20 protein-coding genes are annotated in these 22,147 nt (G+C 57.8%); 6 read left to right on the top strand and 14 right to left on the bottom strand.

Annotation, left to right across the window (positions count from 1 at the left end):
• Window positions 1-92: 92 nt before the first annotated feature.
• A complete protein-coding gene (locus DFG60_RS10425; RefSeq protein WP_114571711.1) occupies window positions 93-1,508 on the bottom strand; it encodes a M48 family metallopeptidase in 1,416 nt (471 codons plus the stop codon).
• A gap of 112 nt (window positions 1,509-1,620) precedes the next feature.
• On the bottom strand, window positions 1,621-2,685 hold the full coding sequence (locus tag DFG60_RS10420) for an Ig-like domain-containing protein (protein ID WP_114571710.1): 1,065 nt from the start codon (window positions 2,683-2,685) through the stop codon (window positions 1,621-1,623).
• 221 nt (window positions 2,686-2,906) lie between these two features.
• Between DFG60_RS10420 and DFG60_RS10415 the strand changes: the two genes are divergently transcribed.
• The 5 genes from DFG60_RS10415 to DFG60_RS10395 all read left to right on the top strand — a co-directional run bounded on the left by DFG60_RS10415 (window position 2,907) and on the right by DFG60_RS10395 (window position 6,986).
• A complete protein-coding gene (locus DFG60_RS10415; protein WP_114571709.1) occupies window positions 2,907-3,593 on the top strand; it encodes a DUF3298 and DUF4163 domain-containing protein in 687 nt (228 codons plus the stop codon).
• Between the two features lie 587 nt (window positions 3,594-4,180).
• Window positions 4,181-4,789 carry a DUF6036 family nucleotidyltransferase gene (locus DFG60_RS10410; protein ID WP_114571708.1) on the top strand — a complete coding sequence of 203 codons (609 nt, stop codon included), beginning with the start codon at window positions 4,181-4,183 and terminating at the stop codon, window positions 4,787-4,789.
• 125 nt (window positions 4,790-4,914) lie between these two features.
• Window positions 4,915-5,586, top strand: coding sequence for a DUF3298 and DUF4163 domain-containing protein (locus DFG60_RS10405; RefSeq protein ID WP_114571707.1), 672 nt, complete (start codon window positions 4,915-4,917; stop codon window positions 5,584-5,586).
• A 16-nt stretch (window positions 5,587-5,602) separates the two neighbouring features.
• Window positions 5,603-6,253, top strand: a complete 651-nt coding sequence (locus DFG60_RS10400; RefSeq protein ID WP_114571706.1) for a hypothetical protein — start codon at window positions 5,603-5,605, stop codon at window positions 6,251-6,253.
• Between the two features lie 136 nt (window positions 6,254-6,389).
• Window positions 6,390-6,986 carry a hypothetical protein gene (locus DFG60_RS10395; RefSeq protein WP_114571705.1) on the top strand — a complete coding sequence of 199 codons (597 nt, stop codon included), beginning with the start codon at window positions 6,390-6,392 and terminating at the stop codon, window positions 6,984-6,986.
• Window positions 6,987-7,025: 39 nt separating this feature from the next.
• Here the strand turns inward: DFG60_RS10395 and DFG60_RS10390 are convergent, their stop codons facing one another.
• The 6 genes from DFG60_RS10390 to DFG60_RS10365 all read right to left on the bottom strand — a co-directional run bounded on the left by DFG60_RS10390 (window position 7,026) and on the right by DFG60_RS10365 (window position 13,892).
• Window positions 7,026-10,376, bottom strand: a complete 3,351-nt coding sequence (locus DFG60_RS10390; RefSeq protein ID WP_114571704.1) for a DEAD/DEAH box helicase — start codon at window positions 10,374-10,376, stop codon at window positions 7,026-7,028.
• A complete protein-coding gene (locus DFG60_RS10385; RefSeq protein ID WP_114571703.1) occupies window positions 10,373-10,942 on the bottom strand; it encodes a hypothetical protein in 570 nt (189 codons plus the stop codon). The genes DFG60_RS10390 and DFG60_RS10385 overlap by 4 nt, the downstream gene beginning before the upstream one ends.
• Window positions 10,943-10,961: 19 nt before the next feature.
• Window positions 10,962-11,546 carry a hypothetical protein gene (locus DFG60_RS10380; RefSeq protein WP_114571702.1) on the bottom strand — a complete coding sequence of 195 codons (585 nt, stop codon included), beginning with the start codon at window positions 11,544-11,546 and terminating at the stop codon, window positions 10,962-10,964.
• Window positions 11,530-12,594 carry a hypothetical protein gene (locus DFG60_RS10375; RefSeq protein ID WP_114571701.1) on the bottom strand — a complete coding sequence of 355 codons (1,065 nt, stop codon included), beginning with the start codon at window positions 12,592-12,594 and terminating at the stop codon, window positions 11,530-11,532. The genes DFG60_RS10380 and DFG60_RS10375 overlap by 17 nt, the downstream gene beginning before the upstream one ends.
• 127 nt (window positions 12,595-12,721) lie before the next feature.
• Window positions 12,722-13,066: a hypothetical protein gene (locus tag DFG60_RS10370; protein ID WP_114571700.1), complete on the bottom strand. Its 345-nt coding sequence runs from the start codon at window positions 13,064-13,066 to the stop codon at window positions 12,722-12,724.
• A gap of 145 nt (window positions 13,067-13,211) precedes the next feature.
• The gene (locus tag DFG60_RS10365; protein WP_114571699.1) at window positions 13,212-13,892 is read right to left on the bottom strand and encodes a hypothetical protein; all 681 of its coding nucleotides are present in this window, start codon (window positions 13,890-13,892) and stop codon (window positions 13,212-13,214) included.
• Window positions 13,893-14,425: 533 nt separating this feature from the next.
• Here DFG60_RS10365 and DFG60_RS10360 point away from each other — a divergent pair.
• Window positions 14,426-15,685 carry a transglutaminase domain-containing protein gene (locus DFG60_RS10360; protein ID WP_114571698.1) on the top strand — a complete coding sequence of 420 codons (1,260 nt, stop codon included), beginning with the start codon at window positions 14,426-14,428 and terminating at the stop codon, window positions 15,683-15,685.
• Between the two features lie 138 nt (window positions 15,686-15,823).
• Here DFG60_RS10360 and DFG60_RS10355 read toward each other — a convergent pair whose 3' ends face one another.
• The 6 genes from DFG60_RS10355 to DFG60_RS10330 all read right to left on the bottom strand — a co-directional run bounded on the left by DFG60_RS10355 (window position 15,824) and on the right by DFG60_RS10330 (window position 22,147).
• Window positions 15,824-16,471 (bottom strand): L-fuculose-phosphate aldolase, encoded by a 648-nt coding sequence (locus tag DFG60_RS10355; protein WP_114571697.1) that lies wholly within the window; start codon window positions 16,469-16,471, stop codon window positions 15,824-15,826.
• A 15-nt stretch (window positions 16,472-16,486) separates the two neighbouring features.
• Window positions 16,487-17,281 (bottom strand): DeoR/GlpR family DNA-binding transcription regulator, encoded by a 795-nt coding sequence (locus DFG60_RS10350; protein WP_114571696.1) that lies wholly within the window; start codon window positions 17,279-17,281, stop codon window positions 16,487-16,489.
• Window positions 17,282-17,356: 75 nt separating this feature from the next.
• Entirely contained in the window at window positions 17,357-18,397 is a 1,041-nt protein-coding gene (mtnA, locus tag DFG60_RS10345) for an S-methyl-5-thioribose-1-phosphate isomerase (protein ID WP_114571695.1), read from the bottom strand.
• Window positions 18,394-19,605 (bottom strand): S-methyl-5-thioribose kinase, encoded by a 1,212-nt coding sequence (gene mtnK, locus DFG60_RS10340; protein WP_114571694.1) that lies wholly within the window; start codon window positions 19,603-19,605, stop codon window positions 18,394-18,396. The genes mtnA and mtnK overlap by 4 nt, the downstream gene beginning before the upstream one ends.
• 17 nt (window positions 19,606-19,622) lie before the next feature.
• Window positions 19,623-20,630 carry an ABC transporter permease gene (locus DFG60_RS10335; protein WP_114571693.1) on the bottom strand — a complete coding sequence of 336 codons (1,008 nt, stop codon included), beginning with the start codon at window positions 20,628-20,630 and terminating at the stop codon, window positions 19,623-19,625.
• Complete coding sequence (locus DFG60_RS10330; RefSeq protein WP_114571692.1) at window positions 20,627-22,147, bottom strand: sugar ABC transporter ATP-binding protein; 1,521 nt, start codon at window positions 22,145-22,147, stop codon at window positions 20,627-20,629. The genes DFG60_RS10335 and DFG60_RS10330 overlap by 4 nt, the downstream gene beginning before the upstream one ends.

Genomic DNA, 22,147 nt, shown 5'->3' with positions numbered 1-22,147 from the left:
ACGCCAAGAATGATGTCCGCATCATCGATCTTCTTCCATCCGGACACGAATACGCCCATCGAACCGGGTTCGATGGGCGTATTTTTTCATCATCACTTCAATAGTTTCACGATATCCGAGTATCCATACTCGAGCGCAAGCTCATAAGGCGTCACGCCTTCATCGTTTTCGATCGTCGGATCAGCTCCCGCAGCGAGCAGCAGCTCGATCGCGTCAGTCGCCTCCCCGTCAACGGCATGATGGAGAGACGTCCAGTTGCTTTTAGAGGCTTGGTCTACCGGAATTCCTGCGTCAAGCATCGCTTGGACCGCGTCCAAGTTAGCTAGATATGCGGCTGACTGGAGCGGCGTCATCTCGTAGTCGTCCTCAGCAGCCGTGTCGATGCCTGCATCGATGATCATCTGGGCAACCAGCCCAGTGTCTTCACTGTCTCGATAGGCGAGGTAGTGCAGCGCGTTCGACCCTTCCTCGTCCGTCGCGTTGACGTCCTCGGTCGCAAGCAGTTCTTCGACTTCGCTCGCCGTGCCGGACTCGACGGCCGATTGAAGCGGCAACGCTTCGGCACCGAAATCGTCAAACAACAAGTCCTGCGCCTTCGCGTCAAGGGCTTCAAGATCAAGGAATGATCCGGCCGCGATCAGTCCGCCCATCAAGAGCACTCCGACCACGATCAGGCTCGCGAACACGCCTTTGACGCGGCGTCCCGCTTTGAACGCCGGCACGTCATGTCCGTCCTCCGCGCGGATCGCTGCGATCCGTTTCGGGAGCGTCGGATGCGTCGAGAGCTTCTCGCTCAGGTAAGCGATGAAGCCTTTCTCCTCGTCGCTTTGCTCGAGGTAGTCGACGAGGTCGACGCGCGGCGCGAGCAGCTTGCCTGCCCCGAGCATCGCGAGTGCGCGGGCACCCGCCTCAGGTCTCGCCGTGTAATAGACGGCCATCCGGTCGCACGTGTACTCGCAGGCGCGCGAATACGCGCTCGAGAGGAACGGCACCCAGTTTCCGAGCAGCAGCAACAGCGACTTCGAGACATGGCTCCGCTCGAGATGAGCCAGCTCGTGGGCGAGGATGAAGTAGAGCTCGTCCTCGCGTCCTTCCTCGAGCAATTCCGCCACCTCCGAATAGAGGACGACCATGTTCTTGCGGAAGAAACGTGTCGCGAACGCGTTCAAGTGCCCGCCCGACTGGATCAGGTAGACGTCAGGGTGCTGGCGCAGCCCCATCGCACGTGACAGCTCGAGCATCTTCCCATGGATCTCCGGGAATTGGCGCTCCGTCACCTTGACGCCGTTCGTCCGGATCATTCCGATTGAGATCCAGTGGGCGAACAGCGGGACGAGGACGAAGATGGCGAGGAACAGCAATCCGAGCCCGAGCGAGGCGAGGACGAACAGGACGAGTGACAGTCCCATCAATGCGCTCGCCGTGACGAGCAAGGCGAAATAGCGGTTTTCTTTCTTATGGACGAGGTTCGGTCTTTCAAGTTGCGGCGAACGGTTATCCGTTGTCATATGTATCCCTGCTTTCTTGTTTCACTTCTTCCATTGTACGGAAAATTATTGGAAAAACAATTCTTAAATTCTAATTTCATACAAAAAAAGAACCGGAACAACCGGTTCTCTCTCATTTCACGCGGTATCCGACGGGCTGCGTCTTGTTGCCGAAGCGGTCGGTCGCCTGGAGGCTGAGTGCCGTCCCCTTTTTCGGTTTCTTGAACTTGAGCGTGTAGTTGCCTTTACTGTCCGTCTTCTTCGTCACGTACGTCTTCGTCCCCGCATAGACGCGGACCGTCGAACTGCTCGCTACCTTACCCGTCATCGTCAGGTAGCCCGACTTGTCCGCCACCTTGAACGTCGGGCTCGGGATCGCCTTCGCCCGATACGTCAGGCTATACGGCTGCTTCGTCGAGAACTTGCCTCCGAATGAATAGATCTTCAGGAAGTACGGCCCGTCGACTTTCGGCGTCATGTAGGCGTAGTCGTACCGCGCGTTGAACAGTGAGTAGCCGTAGATGACGTTCCCTTCCTCGTCGCTCAACTCGAAACGGTAGCTGTACGGACTCTTCACCTGTGCGAAGATCGTCTCATTCTTCTTTCCATCGAGCTTCAGCCAGTCGACGTCCCACTCGTCCGACAAATATCCTTTGTAGGTACCGGACTTCTTGAGCAGGGAGGCGTTGCCTTTGACGTCGTTCGGCTCCCCGTCCGCTGCGCGCTTCTTGATCGCGCCGGCGAACATCGGACGCACCTCGAACTCGTTGCGCTCCTGCATCCCGACGACCCGGACGAGGTAGCTGCCGGGACGGATGTCACCGAAGCGCATCGCAGCCCGCTCGTCCGTCCCGTCCCGGTCCGTGCTGTAGCTGATGCCGTCGTACCCGTCGTAATAGAAGACACGCACGCTTCCCTTCCATGTGTTCAGCCGGGCGAAGAACTCGTCCTTCGCCGAAGCATCGATCCGGAAGTAGTGGCTTTCCTTCATGCCGATCTTGATGTCGCCCGTCGATTCGCCCGGCGCGAGGACCGGAACCTGCTCGAGGAAGCGCTCATACTCGGATTCGCTCGTGAACGGCACCGGACCGAACGTAGCGTCCTCTCCTTGGCTGATCGCGGAAGTCGTCTGCGGCACGCTGAGAAGCAACCCGATTGCGATCCCGCCTGCCAGCCATTTGTTCGTATGTTGATTCATCTTGATTCCTCCTTGGAAAATTCTCTCCTTTCATTTTACGATTTTCTCTCTCCTCCCACTTCTTCCCTTTCATAAACTTAGGAAAGTGAAATCAAGGAATCAGACGTCTTTTTTCTATAATTTCATCGCGATTCTTCTTTAATTCAACTGGCATCCGTTGCCAATCAGGACTACAATGGGGGCGAATCGAACGACGTGCCCCGGAAAAAGGAGGAGAAGGTATGAAGAAACTCATCGTCAGTCTGATATGCAGTTTCCTAGTCATCCTCGGTTTCGGCAGCAGTTTGGCACCCACGGTAGAAGCAGCGCCGGTCAAGGTCGTCACGAAATACTACAAGCACCACAACAACCTGCCATATCCTTATCTCCACAGCGGCTATACCACCTTGGTCCGCGGAAAGGTCAATCATACGATCGCGGGCCATATGTACCTCGCCTATCTGAAGGAGCAACGGATCGAGGCGCAGGAACGTCGCGACAAACAGACCCGCTGGTGCAAGGAACACCCATCGTTCTGTAACTACTCGTTCAACACGGCCTACAAGATCAAAAACACCCATTCTAAATACTTCACCGTCCAAATGTATGACTTCGCCTACACCGGCGGCGCGCACGGCAACGGTGTGACGAAGCTCTACAACTTCAACGTCCGGACCGGCAACAATGTCACGATCACCCACGTCCTCGACACGAAGTCTAAGATCAACAAGGTCCACCACTACGCCTATAACTATATGAAAGACCGCGACCGCTTCAACATCGACCATCCGAGCGACTTCAAGATCAACAAGAACACCCAGTTCTACTTCGTCCATGGCGGCATCCGCCTCGTCTTCCAGGAGTATGAGGTCGGCCCTTACGCTCTCGGCTTCCAGGAAGTGTTCATTCCTGCTTGGGTCTATCGCTGAGCAAGGAGGCTGAATCAAAAATCTGTCTGTAAACGAAATACGGGGGCGGATCTAATCCGCTCCCGTATTCTCGTCTAGACGCATCCAGCCGCTTTACTCAGACTCTTGTAGGAAAAAGCGTGATGGACCCAGCTGTTAGAGACGAACCAGCCCCGGTTCCCTGTCCGCTCTAAACAGGGAGCTGGCCTGTGTCTCGCCTGCAAAAAGAGTGCGAAGGAAAAGTGATTACTTTGGAGTCATCCCTCTCTTTCATCCCTAAAACTTCACGTGTTCATTCGTCTAGGAATTTCAGCAGTTTCTTTCAGCATTCAGTCCTCCCCATCAGCCATCATTCAGTTTGAGAAACAGTACGCGCAGACCCGCGCATGTTATAATAAATTAACATTTACATTTTTAGAAGGAGGAGAAGAGACCATGCGAACACTTTCATTAAAAGACATCGAAAAGAAGGCAATCAAGAAGGACGCTAGAAAAACAACTATCATGAGACAGTTCTCGAATCAGCTGAAAAGTAGCGATTTAGTACAGGGCAGGGTTCGCCCAAAGGACCCTGTAGAAGCTCGCATTCTTTCTTCCTTCAACAGAAAATGAACAGATATCAAAACTTAACGGCTGCACGTGCTGAAATTGAAGCCCTTGATCCAGATGATCAGTACAATACTATGATACAGACTGCCGCCATCATCACACGCCTCCTAGAACCATTCAACATCAAGCCTATCGTGGTGGGTGGATTATCGGTAGAAATCTACACACAAAACGCATATTCGACACGAGACATTGATTTCGTTTCTGAAGGGTACGATACGATTTCTGAAATACTACTTCAACTCGGTTTTCAAAAGGAAGGTCGGCATTTTTTTCACGAGGCAATCGAAGTCGCCCTCGAAATCCCCTCAAGTTTTTTAGAGGGAGACTATGAAAAAGTAACGAAAGTGGTTTTAGATGATTCAACCGATCAGTATGTCTACCTGATTTCTATCGAGGACATCATCATCGACAGGTTGAGAGCCGCCGTCCACTGGATGTCAGCCGAAGATGCGAAGTGGGGCTTCGAACTTCTTTTGATGCACTTCTCCGACGTCGACAAGCACTACTTGCGTTCGAAGGCGACCACAACGAAGGAACTTATTCGATTAGAAGAATGGCTCACTCAGATTGAAAATGGACTTGACCTAACGACAGACGAAGATTGACGGACAATGACGGTACCTCTCGGGGTGCCGTTTTCTTTTCCTGAAAAACCGATTCCCCTTCTGAGCAATTCACGCCCCCTCTCCCCCTTCAACTTCCGTAAAATGGAAATGAAGGGGGATTTACCATGAAAAAAGGATTGATTGCGCTGTTTTGCGCGCTTTTCGTAATCGGCTTCACGGCGCCTGCGGATGCAAGCGCACCGAAAGTCGCCACGAAGTACTACAAGAACAAGAAGAACGTCAAGTATGCGCAAGTGACGAGCGGATTGACGGCGACTGCCCGGAAGAACATCAACAACACGCTTCTCGCTCAAGCAAAAAAAGACTACGGCTATCACGTCAACATCGAGAACAGCCAGCGTGAGGACATGTTCGAGGACTGGTGCCTCGATATGCCGTCGACCTGCAACTATACGTTCGACTCGTCGTTCAAGGTCAAATCCGGGAACGCGAAGTACTGGACGCTCCAGCACTTCAATTATTCGTACACGGGCGGGGCGCACGGGATGGGCGGGACGACCTTGTACAACTTCGACCGCAAGACGGGCAAACGCGTGACGATCGCGGACGCATTGAAGTCCTCTCTGAACATCAAGAAGGTGCATACATACGCCTACAACTACATGAAGGATCGCGAACGATTCTTCGTCGACAAGCCGAGCGATTTCAAATTGACGCGCGACACCCAGTTCTACTTCACGCCGAGCGGCATCACACTCGTCTTCCAGTCCTATGAAGTCGCTTCGTATGCGGACGGCTATCCGGAAGTGAAGATTCCTGCGTCAGTCTATCGATAATTCAAGGAGGTACACTATGAAACGTATCATCGCTCTATTGCTCATCCTGCTGCTCGCGGCGCCAAGCCTCGAAGCCGGCGCACAGACACCGCTCGAGAAATCGAAGTGGTATCCGACGTATCAAAAAATCAAAATCGGCACGACGCTCGCGAAGACGAAGGTGCTCGCGAAGTCATTGCCGCTCAAGAAGAACGACAGCTTCGACGTCGACGGCGTCCCGACCGTCCAGTACCTCGCGCTGAACGGTCCGTACGACAAGCAATCTAGCTACAGCGTCTCGCTCTATTTCATGAAGCGCAAGTCGGACAAGGACTACGTCCTCGTCCAGAAAAACCTGTCCCGGAACTTCACGTTCCGTCCGGAAGTGAAGTCTCCAGCCGATCTGTTCGCCGTGCTTGAAGCGAACAAGCTGAAGCGCGGCCAGACAGCCGCTGAAGTCAGCAAGGCGATCCGCGTCTCGCTCGGCAACAAGACGGGAATCAGTGAAGGCTATGACGACTTCACCGCCAAGAAATACACAGTGAAGAAATTCGTCGAATACCAAGCCTTCGACAAGGAAGGGATCGGATACTCGTTCGGTCTTCGCTACGACGCGAAGCAGAAGCGGTATGAGCTCGAAAACATGTTCACACTTTGGAAAGGCACAGGTATGAGCCTGCTTCCATGAAGAAGCGGAGGCCGATAATCATCGGTCTCCGTTTTTCGTTCTTTTGAACCATTCAAAAAAATGGATAATAAGCCTGATGTTTCCAAATCCACATTCCCTTAAAATTAAAAACAGATCAATCAAAGGGGGAACTATCATGAAACGCACACTTTCAGTCACGCTCTCGGCGGTCGCCTTGACGGCAGCCTTAACCGTCCCGACTTCATCGGAAGCGGCGACGGTCAACGGTTTCGCCTTCAAGCCGGGCGACATCCTGATCACGAAATCATCGTCCTCTTACGGCCTGACGGGGCACTCGGGCATCGTCTTGCCGGACGGAAAATCGGTCCTCCACATTCAAGGACCAGGAAAATATGCGACGAAGCTGACGATCGCGCAATGGCTCAGCAGCACGAAGTATCCGAAGACGAAGGTCGTCCGTTCGAACAGCTCGACGCAGGCGGCAAAAGCAGCGGCTTGGGGGAAGAAGTACTACCTCGAGGGCAAGGGACGCTACACGAAATACTTCGTCGACGCACAGCCGCGCAGTTTGACGCGGACGTACTGCTCGGAGATCGTCTGGCAATCGTACTACTACGGCGCAGGCAAGGCATACAAGTCGTCGCGTTTCGTCGACGGGACTAGACCGCGGATCGAGTGGGATGACCGTGGCATCATCAAGCCTTATTCGTATACGGAATCAGGCATGCAGAAGTACAACGGCTTCAAGACCGTCAAATCATTCAAATGGTGAACCAAAGGACCCGCTCTCGCGATGAGAACGGGTCCTTCTTCAGCATTCCGTCAATTCCTTCGGTGTCAAATAGACGCGAAGCGCCTGGCGGTCGACGACAGTCCCTTCACGTTCGATATACTCGGCGATCCGTCTCGCCGGATTGTCCGCGTCGTATCTCTTGAAATACCGGAGCGAACCGATGACGAGCAGCTCGCGCTTCGTCCGCGAGAGCGCGACGTTCAGACGTGCCGCGTCCGAGAAGAAGTTCGTCTTCTTGACGGCACGCGTCGCGCAATAGAGGACGATGTCCGCCTCCTCGCCTTGGAACCCGTCGATCGTGTCGACTTTCAGGCGTCCTGCGTCGCGCGCGCCCCGCAGGACGGATGAACGCCCGATCCGCTCGTTCAACAGGCGCTTCTGCGCCCGGTACGGCGTGATCACACCGATCGTGTCGGTGCTGTCGAGACGCTCGAGCACTTCGAGGACGACTTCCGCCTCGTATTCGTTCCGCAGCGGTTTCTCGGATTCCCGGTACTGCTTGTCCGGACCGAGGTCGAGCCACGTCATGACGTGCGGCAAGTGACGCGCCGCCTTCTGTTCCGTCGACGGACCGCTCAGCAGGTCTCCTTCATAGAAGAGTTCGCTGATCAGCCGTCCGAGCGCCGTCGGCATCCGGTACTGGGTGCCGAGGCGGTTCTTCGCATGGTCCGGTACTTGCTCGTACAGGCGCTCGAACAAGCTGCGTCCGATCAGCTCATCCTTGATCTCCTGCTCCTCGTCCGCGAGTAGTCCTTCCTTGTCGAGCAATGCCTGCGGCAACGTCGGCGGCAGCTGAAGATGGTCGCCGATCAGAATCGCCTTCTTCGCCCGGACGAGCGGCAGCAGCATCTCGCCCGGCAAGGCGCGTCCCGCCTCGTCGACGATGACGAGGTCGAACTGGAGGCGGTCGATCCCGATTCGCCGCTTCGCGAGCCCGACGCACGTCGCCCCGATCAGTTGGCGCGACTGGAGGATCAATGTCGCGATCGTCGACGAGTCCTCGGTCGCGAGCTCCTCCCGCCACTCCGTAAGCAGCGGTTCAAGTTCTTGTGCGACTTGCTTCTCAGCAATCAGGCGCCGGTAGTTCCGCTCGACCTCCTCGAAGCTGAAGTCGGCCAGCTCACGCTGGATCTTGTCCTCGTTGCCGCAGCGGACGAGCTCGCCCGGATAATGTTCGATGAAGTCGACGAGCACGTTATCGACGGCGACGTTCGACTGGGACGTGATCAAAATCCGGTCGTGCGGATGCCGCTTCAGATGTTGCCGGACAATCTCCTGGATGACGGTCGTCTTGCCGCTTCCCGGCGGCCCCTGGATCATGTAGAGGTCCTTCGCCCCGAGCACCGTCTCGACGATCTTGCGCTGCCTCGGATTCGAGGCGACGTGCGGATTGTAGAACTCGTCCGTCGCGAGCGAGACCGGTTCCGGCACCTCGATCCGCGCCGGGTCGAGCAAAAGCTCGTGCAGCAGCGGAGAGGCGAGCTCGCCGCGCCGGAACGCACTGATCGCGTGGAACTGCTGGTGCTCGGCATAGCTCCGCCCGACGTAGTAAAGCTCGATTCCGTCAAGGTCCGATTCCCACATCGATTCCCCCGGCTCGAGCAGGATCGTGATGCTCTCCTCACGGATGATGGCGACCCGGTCGCCGTAGCGCGGGTGAGCCATCACCATGTACTGGCGGTGGCGGAAGACCGCCTGCGGTCCGTCGAGGAACTGCTCGAGTTCCGCTGACCGCTCGAAGGCGAGCTCCGCCTTGACGCGCCGGATGAGCGCATCCGGCGTCACCTGCGTCAGCGATGCCGTTCCAGTGAACGGACCGATCCGTCCCTCGGCAAGGCTCAAGCGGTCCATCAGATCGGTCCATTTGTTGTAATAGAGCCGGGTCGAGACCGCCATCTGGATCAGGCGCTGCTTTCGGAATTCGGAGGCGAGGAACAGTTTCAAATGAAGCGTCTGTTCGATTCGCTCCGGATCATAGTTGAGCGGATCCTGCCAGGCTGACTCCTCGCGGACGTCGAACGTGAACTCGCTGACGACGAAGATGTCGCTTGCGCCGATCCGTTCCGCGTCCTCGAGTGGCCGGACAAACAGGAAGTAGAGCGGAAAACCTTCCGCGTCATCGATCCGCTCGACGAGCAGCGCGACCTCGGTCCCGAGCTGCATCCGGTAGTGCGTGTCGCTGCCTGCCGGTGCGATCTTCCACTCCCGGCCGGACCAGTCCGCTTCGTTTTCCGACAGCCCGCTGATGTAGGCGACTGCCTCCTCATCCTCCGGGACAGCGAGTGCGATTTCGTCGAGCTGCATCAGGTTGAGGCTGCTCGAGAAACGCTCCGTCACCTGCGGCAGGCGCCGAGCGGAGAAGAAGTGGTAGTCGAGCCGGAGGGGATAGACGGTCAGGCGCATCTGCGGCTGCGGCTTGCGGTCGTGCGGCTGAATCAATTCGAACAGCGGCAGGCTGAGTTCGATCCCGTGATAAGCGACGATCGTCTCGAAACGCGTGCTCCGCACGGCGACGACCTCCATCCCGGCATGCTGGGCGTTCTCGAGGTGTTCCTTATAGTAGCCATGTCCGACTGAAGCGGTCCAGAGGCGCCCGCCACGCTTCGGGCGGACGAGGCAGAGCGGCACGGGTCTGCCTTCCTCATAGTCGAGCAGGCGTTCCCGGTCCTCCTCGCTCAGCTCGATCGAAAAGTCGAGACGGCCCGACGAGAAGGACTGCTCCTCGAGCAGTTCCTCCCGCGTCGCGTAATGAAGCTTGCCCGGATAAGGGTGGTTGACCGGAAGCGTCAGCTCGAACAGGAACGGTTCCTTGTTCGTCGCCTTCGCCCGTTCCATCTCCCAGATGTATTGACCGAGGTATTCGACGTACGCTCCCATCTTCGCGACGGCCTCCTCGAACTCATAGAGCATCTTGTCGAGCGCATGCATCCGCAGGCGTGTCAGTTCGTTTCGCTGTTCACGCCGCAAATCGTACAGCTTGTCCTTCTCCTGCGCAAATCGATCGATCTGATCCTCGAACGCCTTCCTGCGTGCTTTCGCTTCACTGATGAAGTGGTCGTACTGGGCGTTCCGGATCGACGCCTCCCGCTTCCAGCGTTCTTCCTTGATCAGCCGGACACGCGCTTCCTTGAGCGCTTCAGTGCGCTGGTAGCCTTCCTCCTCGAGTTCGCGGGCGAGCGTCTCGAGCTCTTCCGCGAAACGTCCCGCGCTCTCACGTTGACGGTTTCGCTCGCGTTCGATTTCGCCGCGCAGGTCCTCATGACGTTCCCGCTCCCGCTCCGACGCCTCACCGCGCAGAAAGTCGGAGGCGGCGGACAGGACGAACGCCCCGACGGCGAGCCCTGCTCCGACCAGCCATAACGGGATCATTTGTGCAGGGCGAGGATGCTCTCCCGGACACCCTCGATCTGTTGCATGATCCCTTGACGCCGTTCGTCCGAGGCGTCCGCCGGCAAGGTCATGAGCGCCTCACGCCAGTAGCGTTGCTCTTCCTTGAACATCTCGAGGATCTCGCCTGCGTCCGTCTTCTGGTCGAGCTCCTTCATCTTCAGTTCGTACTTATGCTTCATCTCGAGTTCGGCGTTGCTGAGCGCTTGCATCGCCTGTTCGTGTTGCTCCGTATCCCGCTTCATCTCCACCTCGGCTTCTTCGCGCGCCTTCTTGTGGTCCGCCTCGTACTCCTTGAGCCGGGCATCGCGCTCGATCCGAAGTCTCTCGTTCTCCTTGTCGAGCTCGACGCTCCGGTTCATCCCGTCGACGCGTGCCTTCTCGACGACCTGCTTCGCGGCCTGGACGCCGAGGTAGCCTTTCGTGATCTCACCGACCGTCTCGACGCCGCGGATGATCGTCTCCGGCGTCACCGCCCCTTTGCCTGCCGTCTTCTTGCCTTTTGCCGGGAGATTCTTCGTCTTCGCCGGAAGATTTTTGTTCGCCATGTCTATTTTTCCCCTTTCGTCATACCATCGACTTCGTCAGCGCCGTATAGCGCGCCTGCAGTTGCCGGATCAACTCCTCGAGCTGCAGCACCTGTTCCATCGTCTGCTTCGCTGCGCCGCCGAACTGTCCGGCGAGAAGCTCTTCGAACCATTCCTGCTCCTCAGCCAGACAGTGGATCGAACGCTCGATCAGCGTCAGACTCTCCGTCCGCTCGATGAACTCCTGCCGGATGTTGAAGGTCCGCTCCTCGAGCTTCAGGCGCTCGATCCGGACGATCTCAATCCGCTGTTCCTCGAGCTGTCGCTTGAGTGCGTCAAGGCTGCGTTGCCGGATCATTCGCTCGGCGTCGACCTTCTGTTCGAACGCCGTCTTCATCCGTAATAGTTCCGCGATCCGCGCTTCTTCCTGCGCCTTACCGGCAGCCTTCGCTTCATCAAGGAGATGCTCGAGTTCCCTGCTCACCTTCTTCAGCTGATTGTATTCATAGAGCGCGAAGCCGAAATTGATCGCCTCGATCGTAAAGTCGATCGCCGGACCGACGAGGTTCGCGCTCGACGCGCCGCTTTTCGCGAAACGCCCGGAAAACTTAAATCCCGCCTTCATCTCTTACCTCCTCAAGCCACGAGAGCGGCAGGCGTTTGACGGCCCAGAACGTCTCGTAGGCGAATGTCAACAAGCCCGGATCGTACGCCGCTTCGCGCAGCCGCTCCTTCAGCTGCACGAGCAGCTCCTCGCTCCGGTCTTCCCCCTGCAAGCGGTAGTCGCTCTCCCCGCGCTCCGGCTCAATGCTTGAATAGGAGCCGGTCGCTTCGTCCGCATAGATCCCCGTGTCCTTGACCGCGAGGAACGCGTCCCTTTTCGCGAGCAGACCCTTCGCTTCGTCGCTCAGCCAGTCCGGACGCTCGACGCGCCACGCCTCGAGCTGCTCCCACTCCCCTTCAGACACTTCGCGCAACACGGCCGGTTCGACGAGACGGATGCGCCGCATCGGATAGAGCAAATCGAACGTCGGCCCTTCGCCGAGCGTCGCACTCGTCTCGAGCAACTCGTTCTCCTCGAACACGTCCTCATAATAAGAAGGAGCCGCGCGCAGGACGTACGGCTTCTCGACCGGGGAGATCCCGTGGTCGAACGACAGCTTGAGCAGCAGCTGCTCCGCCGCGAGCTGGTCGATGATCTCGCGCGGCGGATCCGTCGATTCGATGAGCGAGCGTGAGTCGAGCGGGTTGTCCCCCTGATAGAGTGCCCGCGTCAGCCGGACCGGACCGTCATATGCCTCCTCGAGCCCGTTCCGGAAGGAGAGCTTCTCCGTCCTCGAGTTGAAGAAGACGGACCAGCCGCCCCCGTCAAGCCTCTCAGAGACGACGAGGCGCTCATACAGCGACCTCCCGCCCTCGGTCAGGTGATAATCGCCCGCATCCTCGCCGAGCATGCCGCGCCGGACGAACCAGTCCGCCTGCTCATGGATGACGCCCTCACTCAGCGCCGTCACCTCGACGATTTCTGCGGTCGCGGCGTGCTGCGCGGCCGCCTTCATCAGGAGGCGCAGGACGGGCCCTAGGTCCGTCTTGAGCGTCGACGTCACGGTCAGCTTTCCGATATAGCCCGGCAGACTGACTGAGACCGGCTCTTTCAATGGCAAAATCCACATATTGTTCACCTCATAATTCCTTCCATATCCTCACTTTACCATTTTTTTCTTTCTCATCATCTCAAAATTTTTGCACAGGTCAAAGCAGGCACACTCCGTAGCGAAGTGTGCCTGCTTTTCCAATCACTTAGTAGCGGACGAACTCTCCTGGTGAACAAACGAACTGCACAGCCTCTCCCTTGATCTCGAGCACGATGCCGAACGTCTCGAGCGTTTGTCCGATCTTGCGTGACAGTTCCTGGCCGTAATAACCTTCCCAACCCGGTCCAAACCACTTCGCATAGGCGTCCCGCGTCAGGAAGCCGAGCTTGACCGCCAACTCGTCGAGCTCCTCGCCAACGAGATGACAACACCCATGATCGGACGGTCGGCTCGGCTCGGCGCACGACGCGTCATCCGCCTTGCGGTAAAAGCTTGCGATTCCGCCCTCGATCGAAGGGAACTTGACGGAGCATACATCTATTTGCTTCATCCCTTTTTTCCTCCCCGGGTTCAAAGAACCTAAAAAGTCCATATAACCCATTATTATACTTTTTATTATATAACAATTCGTTCTCGTCGAGGGTGGATAAGTAGGTCAATCAAAAAAAGGACCGGCAGTCCGATCCCTATCGCAGTCAAGTCCTCTCTTCAATCAAGGCCAAGGCTTGCACCACTTCTTCGAGCATCTCCCCGAACTGATGATAGTAGGTCGGGTTGACGACATAGACGGTGTCGGGATCGAAGCTGAGATCCGTCAACGAAGTCTCAGCGAGCAGCCGCTCCTCGGGGCATCCTTTCATCCGGATGGCGTTCGGCTCGAACCGGCAGGCCGCCTGCTCGCGATAGTAGAGGCGGTAGCCTGTGACCTCCCCGCCTTGCTCGATCCGTTCGCTCTCGAAGCCGTCATATCTGATCGATGTCGGCAGGAACAGATGGGGATGCTCCTGGATGAAACAAGCGAGACGGATGAGCGCCGTGTTCAGGTGCATCCCGTCCGGAAGCGCACGAAGCGGTTCGGCAAGAGCTTTCAGGTCGAAGTCATTGATCTGATAGCCGAGGTAGTGCGCCTTCTCGAGCGTCTCGCTGCCATCCCACTCTTCAATCAGGCTCTTCCCGTCCTCCTGCTCCCCTCTTCTCAAGCGGATCGCCATGTGATCGAAATCGAAGGATTCGAGGAAGATCTCATCGTGATGGAAATAGGCAGCATATCCTCGGACGAGCAATTCGATTTTTTTCCGAATCGGCTCGACGAGCTCTTCCGAGATTTTTTTCGTGCCTGCCCCCCGCGTGAACAGGCGTCTCCAGATTGCTTCCATCCGCCCACTTCCTTCATTCTGTACTAAACGTTATATCTTGAATTATAGTATTAATCATATCAAATTATTTCCAAGAATTCTTTTTAAATTCTTTTAAATGGTTCTTTCGCCTCTCCTTTCGTTCTTCGGCCTAAAATAACTATATTTAAATAGGAAAACTATCCTATTTTTTATTTTCTTCCCGCGATTATATCTTTTCTTTGGCGAATTTGAAAACAGGTCTTTATCAGTAGGTTAAGACCATCAAAACAACACATGACGCGCCAAAATGAAAGACGATGGCAGGATGCGCGGGCTCGCTTGCAGGACGAATACACTGCGACTTCAGACCTAGACGGTGAGACTTTCGAGAAGATGTCCAAGAGGTTCATACCTCGAAATTACTTTTTTCTCCAAATCCTTCACCCACCTCCCCTCTCCAGATATAATGAGAGATGACTTGATCGATGCCCTGCCCCCTTAAATCTGGCCCGTCCTTATTCATGGACGATAGGACTGACATTTTGATTGAAACTACCGAAAGAAGGTGACTCATGGCGACCTTGCTCTTATCCGCCGGACTTTTCCTGTTCGTCAGCTATCTCTGCCTCATCAGCTTCAGACGCCTCTCCGTTCAGTGGCGGGTACGCCGTCGCATCCGGAGTGCCCTTCGTCATAACCGGCTCGAAATCAGGTTAGCGAAGACGCGCCCCGACCATCTTCTGCAAATCTACAGGCACGTCTACGATTCAGCCCTGTTCGAGAGCCGGTCGATCCGCTTCAAGAGTCCGGCGAGGCGCGAACAATACATCAGTGACGAACTGAACCGGATGATCCGTCATCCTCTCCTGTCCGCATTCTTCTCGCTCATGGTGCTCGTCAAAGGCCTGCTCGCGATCCTCCTGCTCGTGATGTCGTTCTCGATCGGTGCCGTCATGTTAGACGAGTTCAAGACGGCGCCTCTCGCGCTCCCGTCTCTCTCCCAAGCCGAAGAGGTGATCGATGCGTTCCTCGTCTCGGACGATCACGGGCCGTCGTTTACGTTCAAGAACGAGACAGCAGCCGTCTCACCGCTCTTTCAGGAGTCTGGCGGCACCTATCCGGAGCACGTCATGAACGCGAAGCAGCTCGGACAGGCGATGTCCTATCACATGAAGGCGTTCGAACCGCGCTTTCAAATCACCTACCAAGGAAACCCGCAAGACTTCGAGCAGACGTTCAAGCGTGCGGTCTCATGGACGGAGCGAAATGACCCTTACCACGCCCGGACGATCGAACGTTACGCCTATCAGTACGTCGATCACGGCACGCACGTCGAGTGCGAGGTGACGATGAAGTACCGCCTGACGAATGAGGAGAACGCCCTCGTCAACGGCAAGATCAAGCAGATCGCGAAGTCGATGCCGAAAGGTCTGTCCGACTTCGAGAAGGTCAAGTACGTCAACGACTACATCGTTCATCATACTGCCTATAACCTGAAGAGCAAGGCGAGCCCGTACACGCCGTACTCGATCCTCCTGAACGGCGAGGGCGTCTGCGAAGGATACGCCCTGTCGTCGCTCCTGCTCCTGAAGGAACTCGGAATCGAGGCGCAGTACATCTCCGGCACGGCGCGGGGCGAACTCCACGCGTGGAATCTCGTCAAGCTCGACGGCAAGTGGTACCATCTCGATACGACGTGGAATGATCCGATACCAGACCGGGGGAACGTGATCGGCTACGACTACTTCCTGATCCCGGACGAGCGGATGAAGAAGGACCACAAATGGAATGAGGCGGACTTCCCGAAGACAGCGGAGGCAGCCTATCTATGATTCGAGCATGGACGCCTGACGTTCCTTCAAAAAATAGCGGCAGACATTTTCCTGCTTAACCAAAAAAAGGACCCGAATGCATGCATTCAGGTCCTTTCGTATTTCTTTCGTCCATCCGGGAAGGAACTGCTCATGAAGTCACTTCGCCGGTTGGCCGTATGTCTTGAACTTCTCGAGCATCAGGTGCATCTCCTCGTCGCTGAGCACGACCGGCTCCCCGATCGACTTCGCCCGGTAGTAGAGCTCGCAGCAGAACTCGATCTCCTCTGCGATCGTGAACGCATGATCGATCGTCCCGGCGCCGGACAGGAAGCCGTGGTTCGCGAGCAGCACCGCATTGCGCTCGAGCATCCCTTCGTACGCCTTCTCCGCGAGTTCCTCCGTCCCGAACGTCGCGTAAGGCGCGCAGCGGACGTTGATGCCGGCGAAGGCGACGAGGTAGGAGATCGCAGGCAGATCCCAGCCGAGCGTCGCGATCGTCGTCGCGAACGGCGAATGGGTATGGACGACCGCATTGATGTCTTCTCGTTTTTTATAGAAGATCGTATGCATCGCCAGCTCGCTCGACGGCTTGAACTGCCCGTCGATGATCGTACCGTCACGGTCGATGACGGTCACGTCAGCCGGTGTCATCTCTTCGTACGGGACGCCGCTCGGGCTGATCGCGACGAGACCTTCCGCACGGTTGAATATACTGATGTTGCCGCCCGTCCCCTTCGTCAATCCGCTCTTCAGCATTTTCTGGCAGTATTCCACGACTTGCTCGCGTTCTCGTTCCAACAGCATACCTATTCTCCTCGCTTATTGCCCGGGCGCAGCGACGATGACGTTCGTCCCGACGGCACGGAAGCCGTCGAGCACTTCCTCCTGCCGCGGAGTCATCGGTTTCAGTCCGTCTGTGATCAACACGTCGATCGATTCGCTCGAGCAGACCTTGAAGAACGCGATCGTCCCGAGCTTCGAGCGGTCGGCGAGCACGACGACCTGGCTCGACTTCTGAAGCATCGCCTGCTTCGCCTCCCCCTCGTCGCTCGTCGAGTCGGTCAATCCTTCCTCGACGCTGATCGCCTTGCTCGAGATGAACGCCTTGTCGATGTAGATCGATTGCATATACAGACGGAGCGACGCCCCGGTCGTTGATAGTGATTTTCCCCGCAGGTAGCCGCCGAGCAGGATGACGGCGATGTTCTTGACGTCCGCGAGCTCGATGGCGATGTTGATGTTGTTCGTCACGACCGTCAGTGAGCGGAAGTGCTTGATCCGCTTGCTGACCTCGAGGGCGGACGTGCTCGCGTCAAAGGCGACCACGTCCCCGTCCTCGATCATCCGGACCGCTGCCTCCGCGATCAACGCCTTCTCCTCCGGATGGGTGTGTGCACGCTCCGTGAAGCTCTGTTCCGGAATCGTCTTCGAGACGAGACGCGCGCCCCCGTAGACACGGATGATCTGGCCGTCGCGGTCGAGCTTCTCGAGATCTCGACGGATCGTCATCTCGGAGACGTTGAAGTAACCGCTCAAGTAGGAGACTTCCGCATAGTCCTTGCTTTCCAGTATCTCGATGATCTTATCGCGCCGTTCGTGTGGCAATGCCGTCATTCCTATCGCATCCTTCTCATTCTGTTTTCTATATTATAGCGAATGTTCCAGCACACCCGCTCGTCAGAAAACGACTTATCCGAGGATTCGCTTCAAATTGACGTCGAACGGCGGGCGGATGATTCCTTTTTCCGTGACGATCGCCGTGATGTTGTCGGCCGGTGTCACGTCGAACGCCGGGTTGTAGACATGGACGTCGATCGGCGCCGTGCGCTTGCCGAACCCTTCCGTCACTTCGGATGCGTCCCGTTCCTCGATCGGGATGTCCTTTCCGTGCTCGGTGTTCAGGTCGATCGTCGGCGTCGGTGCCGCGATGTAGAACGGGATGCCGTAATGTTTCGCGAGGATCGAGACGCCGAGCGTGCCGATCTTGTTCGCCGTGTCCCCGTTCGCCGCGACCCGGTCGCAGCCGACGATGACGGCCTGGACCTTGCCTTGGGACATGACCATCGCCGCCATGTTGTCCGTGATCAGCGTGACGTCGATTCCTGCCTGTGTCAGCTCGAGCGCCGTCAATGTCGATCCTTGCAGGCGCGGACGCGTCTCGTCGACATAGATCTTCAGGTTCCAGCCGCGCTCCTTCGCGAGGTACATCGGAGCGGTCGCCGTCCCGTAGCGCGAGGTCGCGAGCGCCCCGGCGTTGCAGTGGGTCAGGACGCCCGTATCGTCTTTCAGGAGCGTCAGCAGGTTCTCACCGATCATCCGGTTGATTTCGGCATCCTCCTCATGAATCCGCTTCGCTTCCGCGAGGAGCGTCTCCTTCATCGCGTCGACCATGCCCATCCCTTCGACGGACTGCATCATGCGCTCGAGCGCCCAGAACAGGTTGACCGCCGTCGGCCGGCTCGAGGCGAGATAGTCATGCTGCTCCTGCAGGAGGGTCCGGAAGGCCGTGATCTCCCCAGCGAAGTCGCGGACACCGAGATAGAGGCCGTAAGCGGCTGCGACACCGATCGCCGGCGCACCGCGCACCTTCATGCGGACGATGGCGTCGAAGACGCCTTCGCTGTCCGTGAAGCGTTCATAGGCGATCGTGTTCGGGAGCTGCGTCTGATCGAGCAGGACGAGCGCGTCCTCCTTCCATTCGATCGGCAACATCGTTTCCGTCTGGTTCATACCGTCTCCTCCTTCATTGTCTGCAGTGCATCGTTCAGGTTGCGGCGGAAGTCGCTTCCGTTTTCGAAGTGATCCCGCTCCATGATCAGGCGTTTCGCCGCCTTCAGGCAGAGCCGCTCCGCGCGCAAGCGCGCTTCCCCGTCGATCGTCGTGATGTCCGCGACCTTCGCGAGACCGACGATCCGGCGAATCAGCTCGAGCCCGGCGACGCCCGCCGTGTCCCGGATCACTTCGGACAGGTACCAGTCGCGGAAGGCAGCCGGTTTCGCCGTCATCTCCGTGACGTCCTTGTTCCAGATCCGGACCGCCTTCTCCTTGAACAGGTCGACGATCTGGCCGATCGTCTCCTCGATCCAGCGAGCTTGTGCCTCATCCCCGTTCGCTGTCGCCCGCGCGAACGCGAACGTCAGGTTCGCGATGACGTTACCGATGTCGTAGCCCATCGGACCATAGAAGGCGAACTCGGGATCGATGACGCGGAGCTCTTCGGCCGTGATGAAGATCGAGCCGGTGTGGAGGTCGCCGTGGAGGAGTGCCTGCGCGCGCGTCATGAAGTCGAACTTCAGCTTCGCGATCTCGACGCGGAGCGCCTCGTCGTCGAGGAGTCGCGTCGTCCACTCCTCATTGCCTGGCGTCAGGCTGTTGCGTTTGAAGTTGTCGTAGAACGGTTCCGTGTAGACGAGGTCCTCCGTGATCTCGCACAGCTCGGGATTCGTGAAGCTCGCCTGCATCTGTTTCTTGTCGCGGTGCGACAGGACGACGTCCGACGTGCGGATGAGCGTCTCGGCGAGGAACGTCGTGATCTGCTCGGCGAAGTGCGGATAGACCGCTCCTTCAAGAAGCGTGCCGCGCATGATCGCGAAGCGTTTCAAGTCCTCCATCGCGCAGCACCCCATGACCGGGTCGAACAGGTAGACTTCCGGGACGAGCGCCGGCACGAGATTGCCCTCGATCTTCAGTGCCTCCGCCTCGATCCGGATCCGGTCCGTCGACAGCTTGAAGTCCTCCGAGATCCGGGCCGTATGTCCGGCCTGCTTGATGATGACGCTCCTTTCGCCGTCCGTCACGCGGAAGACGTAGTTGAGGTTCCCGTCGCCGATCTCAGAAGCGGTCAGCTCGGCGTCCGGTGCGAACAGGTCGAGCTTCTCGCGCGCATACCGCGCGACGTCCTCGAGTCCCATCAAGAAATACGTATCAAACTTCTCCATCCGTGATTCCCCCTTGGTCACTTACGGCGTGTGTAGTAGGTCGACGCGAGCGCGAGTGCGAGCACCGCGCCTTTGATGATATTGAGCGAATAGTACGGGACCGACATCATGACGAGCCCGTTCTCGAGCACGCCGACGAGGCATGCCCCGACGAGCGTCCCGATCGCGTTCGGTTTTCCTTGTCCGGCGAACGACGAGCCGATGAAGGCAGCGGCGACGGCCGGCATCAGGTAGCCGGCCCCGGCATTGATCTGGGCAGATCCGACCTGTGAGGCGAGAAGCAGTCCGCCGAGCCCGGCGAGCAGCGCCGAGACGAAGTAGGCGATCGTCCGGTAGCGGTTGACCGGGATACCGGACAGGCGCGCCGCCTCGATGTTGCCGCCGACGACGTACAGATAGCGCCCGTGCTTCGTATGGTTCAAGAACAGATGGACGAGCGCGACGACGCCGAGCATGATGAAGATGATCCACGGTGTCTGGCTCAGCTTCGAGAACGCTTCCGGGATCACGCCGACCGTCGGCGTCCCGTCGAGGCGCGGCATACCGGCGCTAATCGATCCGCCGCCAGAGTACGTCATCGCCACGCCCTCGATGATGAACATCGTCGCAAGCGTCGCGAACAGGTCCGGAATCTTGACCTTGACGATCAAGAAGGCGTTGAAGGCAGCGACGAGGAGCGTCAACAGGAGCGCAAGCCCGATCGAGACGCCCATCGGCATGCTGTACCAGACGAAGAACGACACGATCAGCGCGTTCGCGAGCGTCGCGGCCGAGCCGACGGACAGGTCGAACCCGTTGATCGTCAGCGAGACCGTCAGTCCGACGGCGATGATCGTCACGATCGAGATGCTGCGCAGGATGTTGATGATGTTCGAGCCCATCAAGAACTGCGGCACGGCGACGGCGAAGATGATGACGAGAAGGATGATCGCGATGACCGTCCCCCAGTTGTTGATGAACGTGAGGGCTTGTCGCATCCCTCCCGTTTTAGCGGCCGGTTTCGGCGGCACTGTTACTTCATTCATCCGTTTCTACCCCCTGTGGCGTAATACATGATTTCCTCTTCCGACGTCTCGCGCGTGACCAGTTCCTTGACGATCTCGCCGTCATACATGACGTAGACCCGGTCCGTGATCCGGAGAATCTCGTTCAGTTCGCTCGACGCGTAGACGATGCCCTTCCCGTCCTCGGCGAGCCGCGTGATCAGGTCGAAGATGTCCCCCTTCGCGCCGACGTCGACGCCCTTCGTCGGTTCGTCGAACAACAGGACGTCGACGTCTGTCAGCAACCACTTGCCGACGGCGACCTTCTGCTGATTGCCGCCTGACAGGAGCGCGACCTGTTGCGTCTCGTTTGGCGTCTTGACGCCGATCTGCTCGATCATCTTGCGTGCGGCGGCGCGTTCGCGGGCCGGCCGCAAGAAGCCGAGCGGCCCGGTGAAGGCATCGATGTTCGCCGCCGTCATGTTCTTATAGATCGGTTCGTCGACGAGGATGCCTTCCTTCCGGCGCTCCTCCGGGACGAGACCGATGCCGTTCTTGACGGCGTCGTACGGTGAGCGCTGCTTGACCGGCTTCCCGTGGACCGCGACCGTACCTGCGGACACGTCATATACCCCGAACAGCGTCTTCAACAGTTCCGTCTTCCCTGCGCCGACGAGTCCGGCGATGCCGACGACCTCGCCAGCACGGACGCCGAAGCTGACGTCCTTGACTCGTCCTTCGCGCTCCGTCAGTCCGTCGACCGAGAACACCGGATCACCGAGCGGGATATCGTGCTTTTGATGTTCCGCCTCGAACGAACGGCCGAGCATCGCCTCGATGACCTCCTGCTGCGTGATCGCGTCGATCCGTGCCTCGCGCACCATCTTGCCGTCCTTCATGATCGAGATGTCCTCACAGATCGAGAACAGCTCCGGCAGCCGGTGCGAGATGAAGATGATCCCGACCCCGTGGTTCGATGCCAAGTCCCGCACGACGCGGAACAGTTCGTCCGTCTCGCGTTGGCTGAGCGGCGCCGTCGGTTCGTCGAGGATGAGGAACTTGCGCTCGTGGACGATCGCCCGGGCGATCAGCACCATCTGCTTCTCGGCGAGCTGAAGCTCGGACGCCTTCTGTTTCAAGTCGAGCGTAAGGCCGAGCCGCTCGAGCGCGGCCTTCGCTCTTTGATGGATGTCGGACCAGGAGACGCGCATGCCCTTCATGTCGTTGACCATATAGTCGAGCATGATGTTCTCTGCGACGGACAGGTACGGGATCAAGGCCGTATCGACCTCTTGGTAGACGATGTCGATGCCGTGTCCCTTCGCTGTCCGGGTCGAGTCCATCACGACGGTCTTCCCGTCGATCCGGACCTCGCCCGTATAGTGCGTGTAGGCGCCTGCGAGCACCTTCATCAAGGTCGACTTGCCGGCCCCGTTCGCGCCGATCAGCGCCCGGATCGTACCGGAACGCATCGCGAAGTCGACCGAATCGAGCGCCTTGACGCCCGGGAATTCAATCGAGATGTCCTGCATGTGAAGCGTGGTTTCTGAGCGGGTCAT

It is taken from the genome of Exiguobacterium flavidum (genome assembly GCF_003344535.1).
Classification (GTDB): domain Bacteria; phylum Bacillota; class Bacilli; order Exiguobacteriales; family Exiguobacteriaceae; genus Exiguobacterium_A; species Exiguobacterium_A flavidum.
Note: the sequence above shows the minus strand (reverse complement) of the source record. Positions and strands in the feature narration are given on the sequence as shown.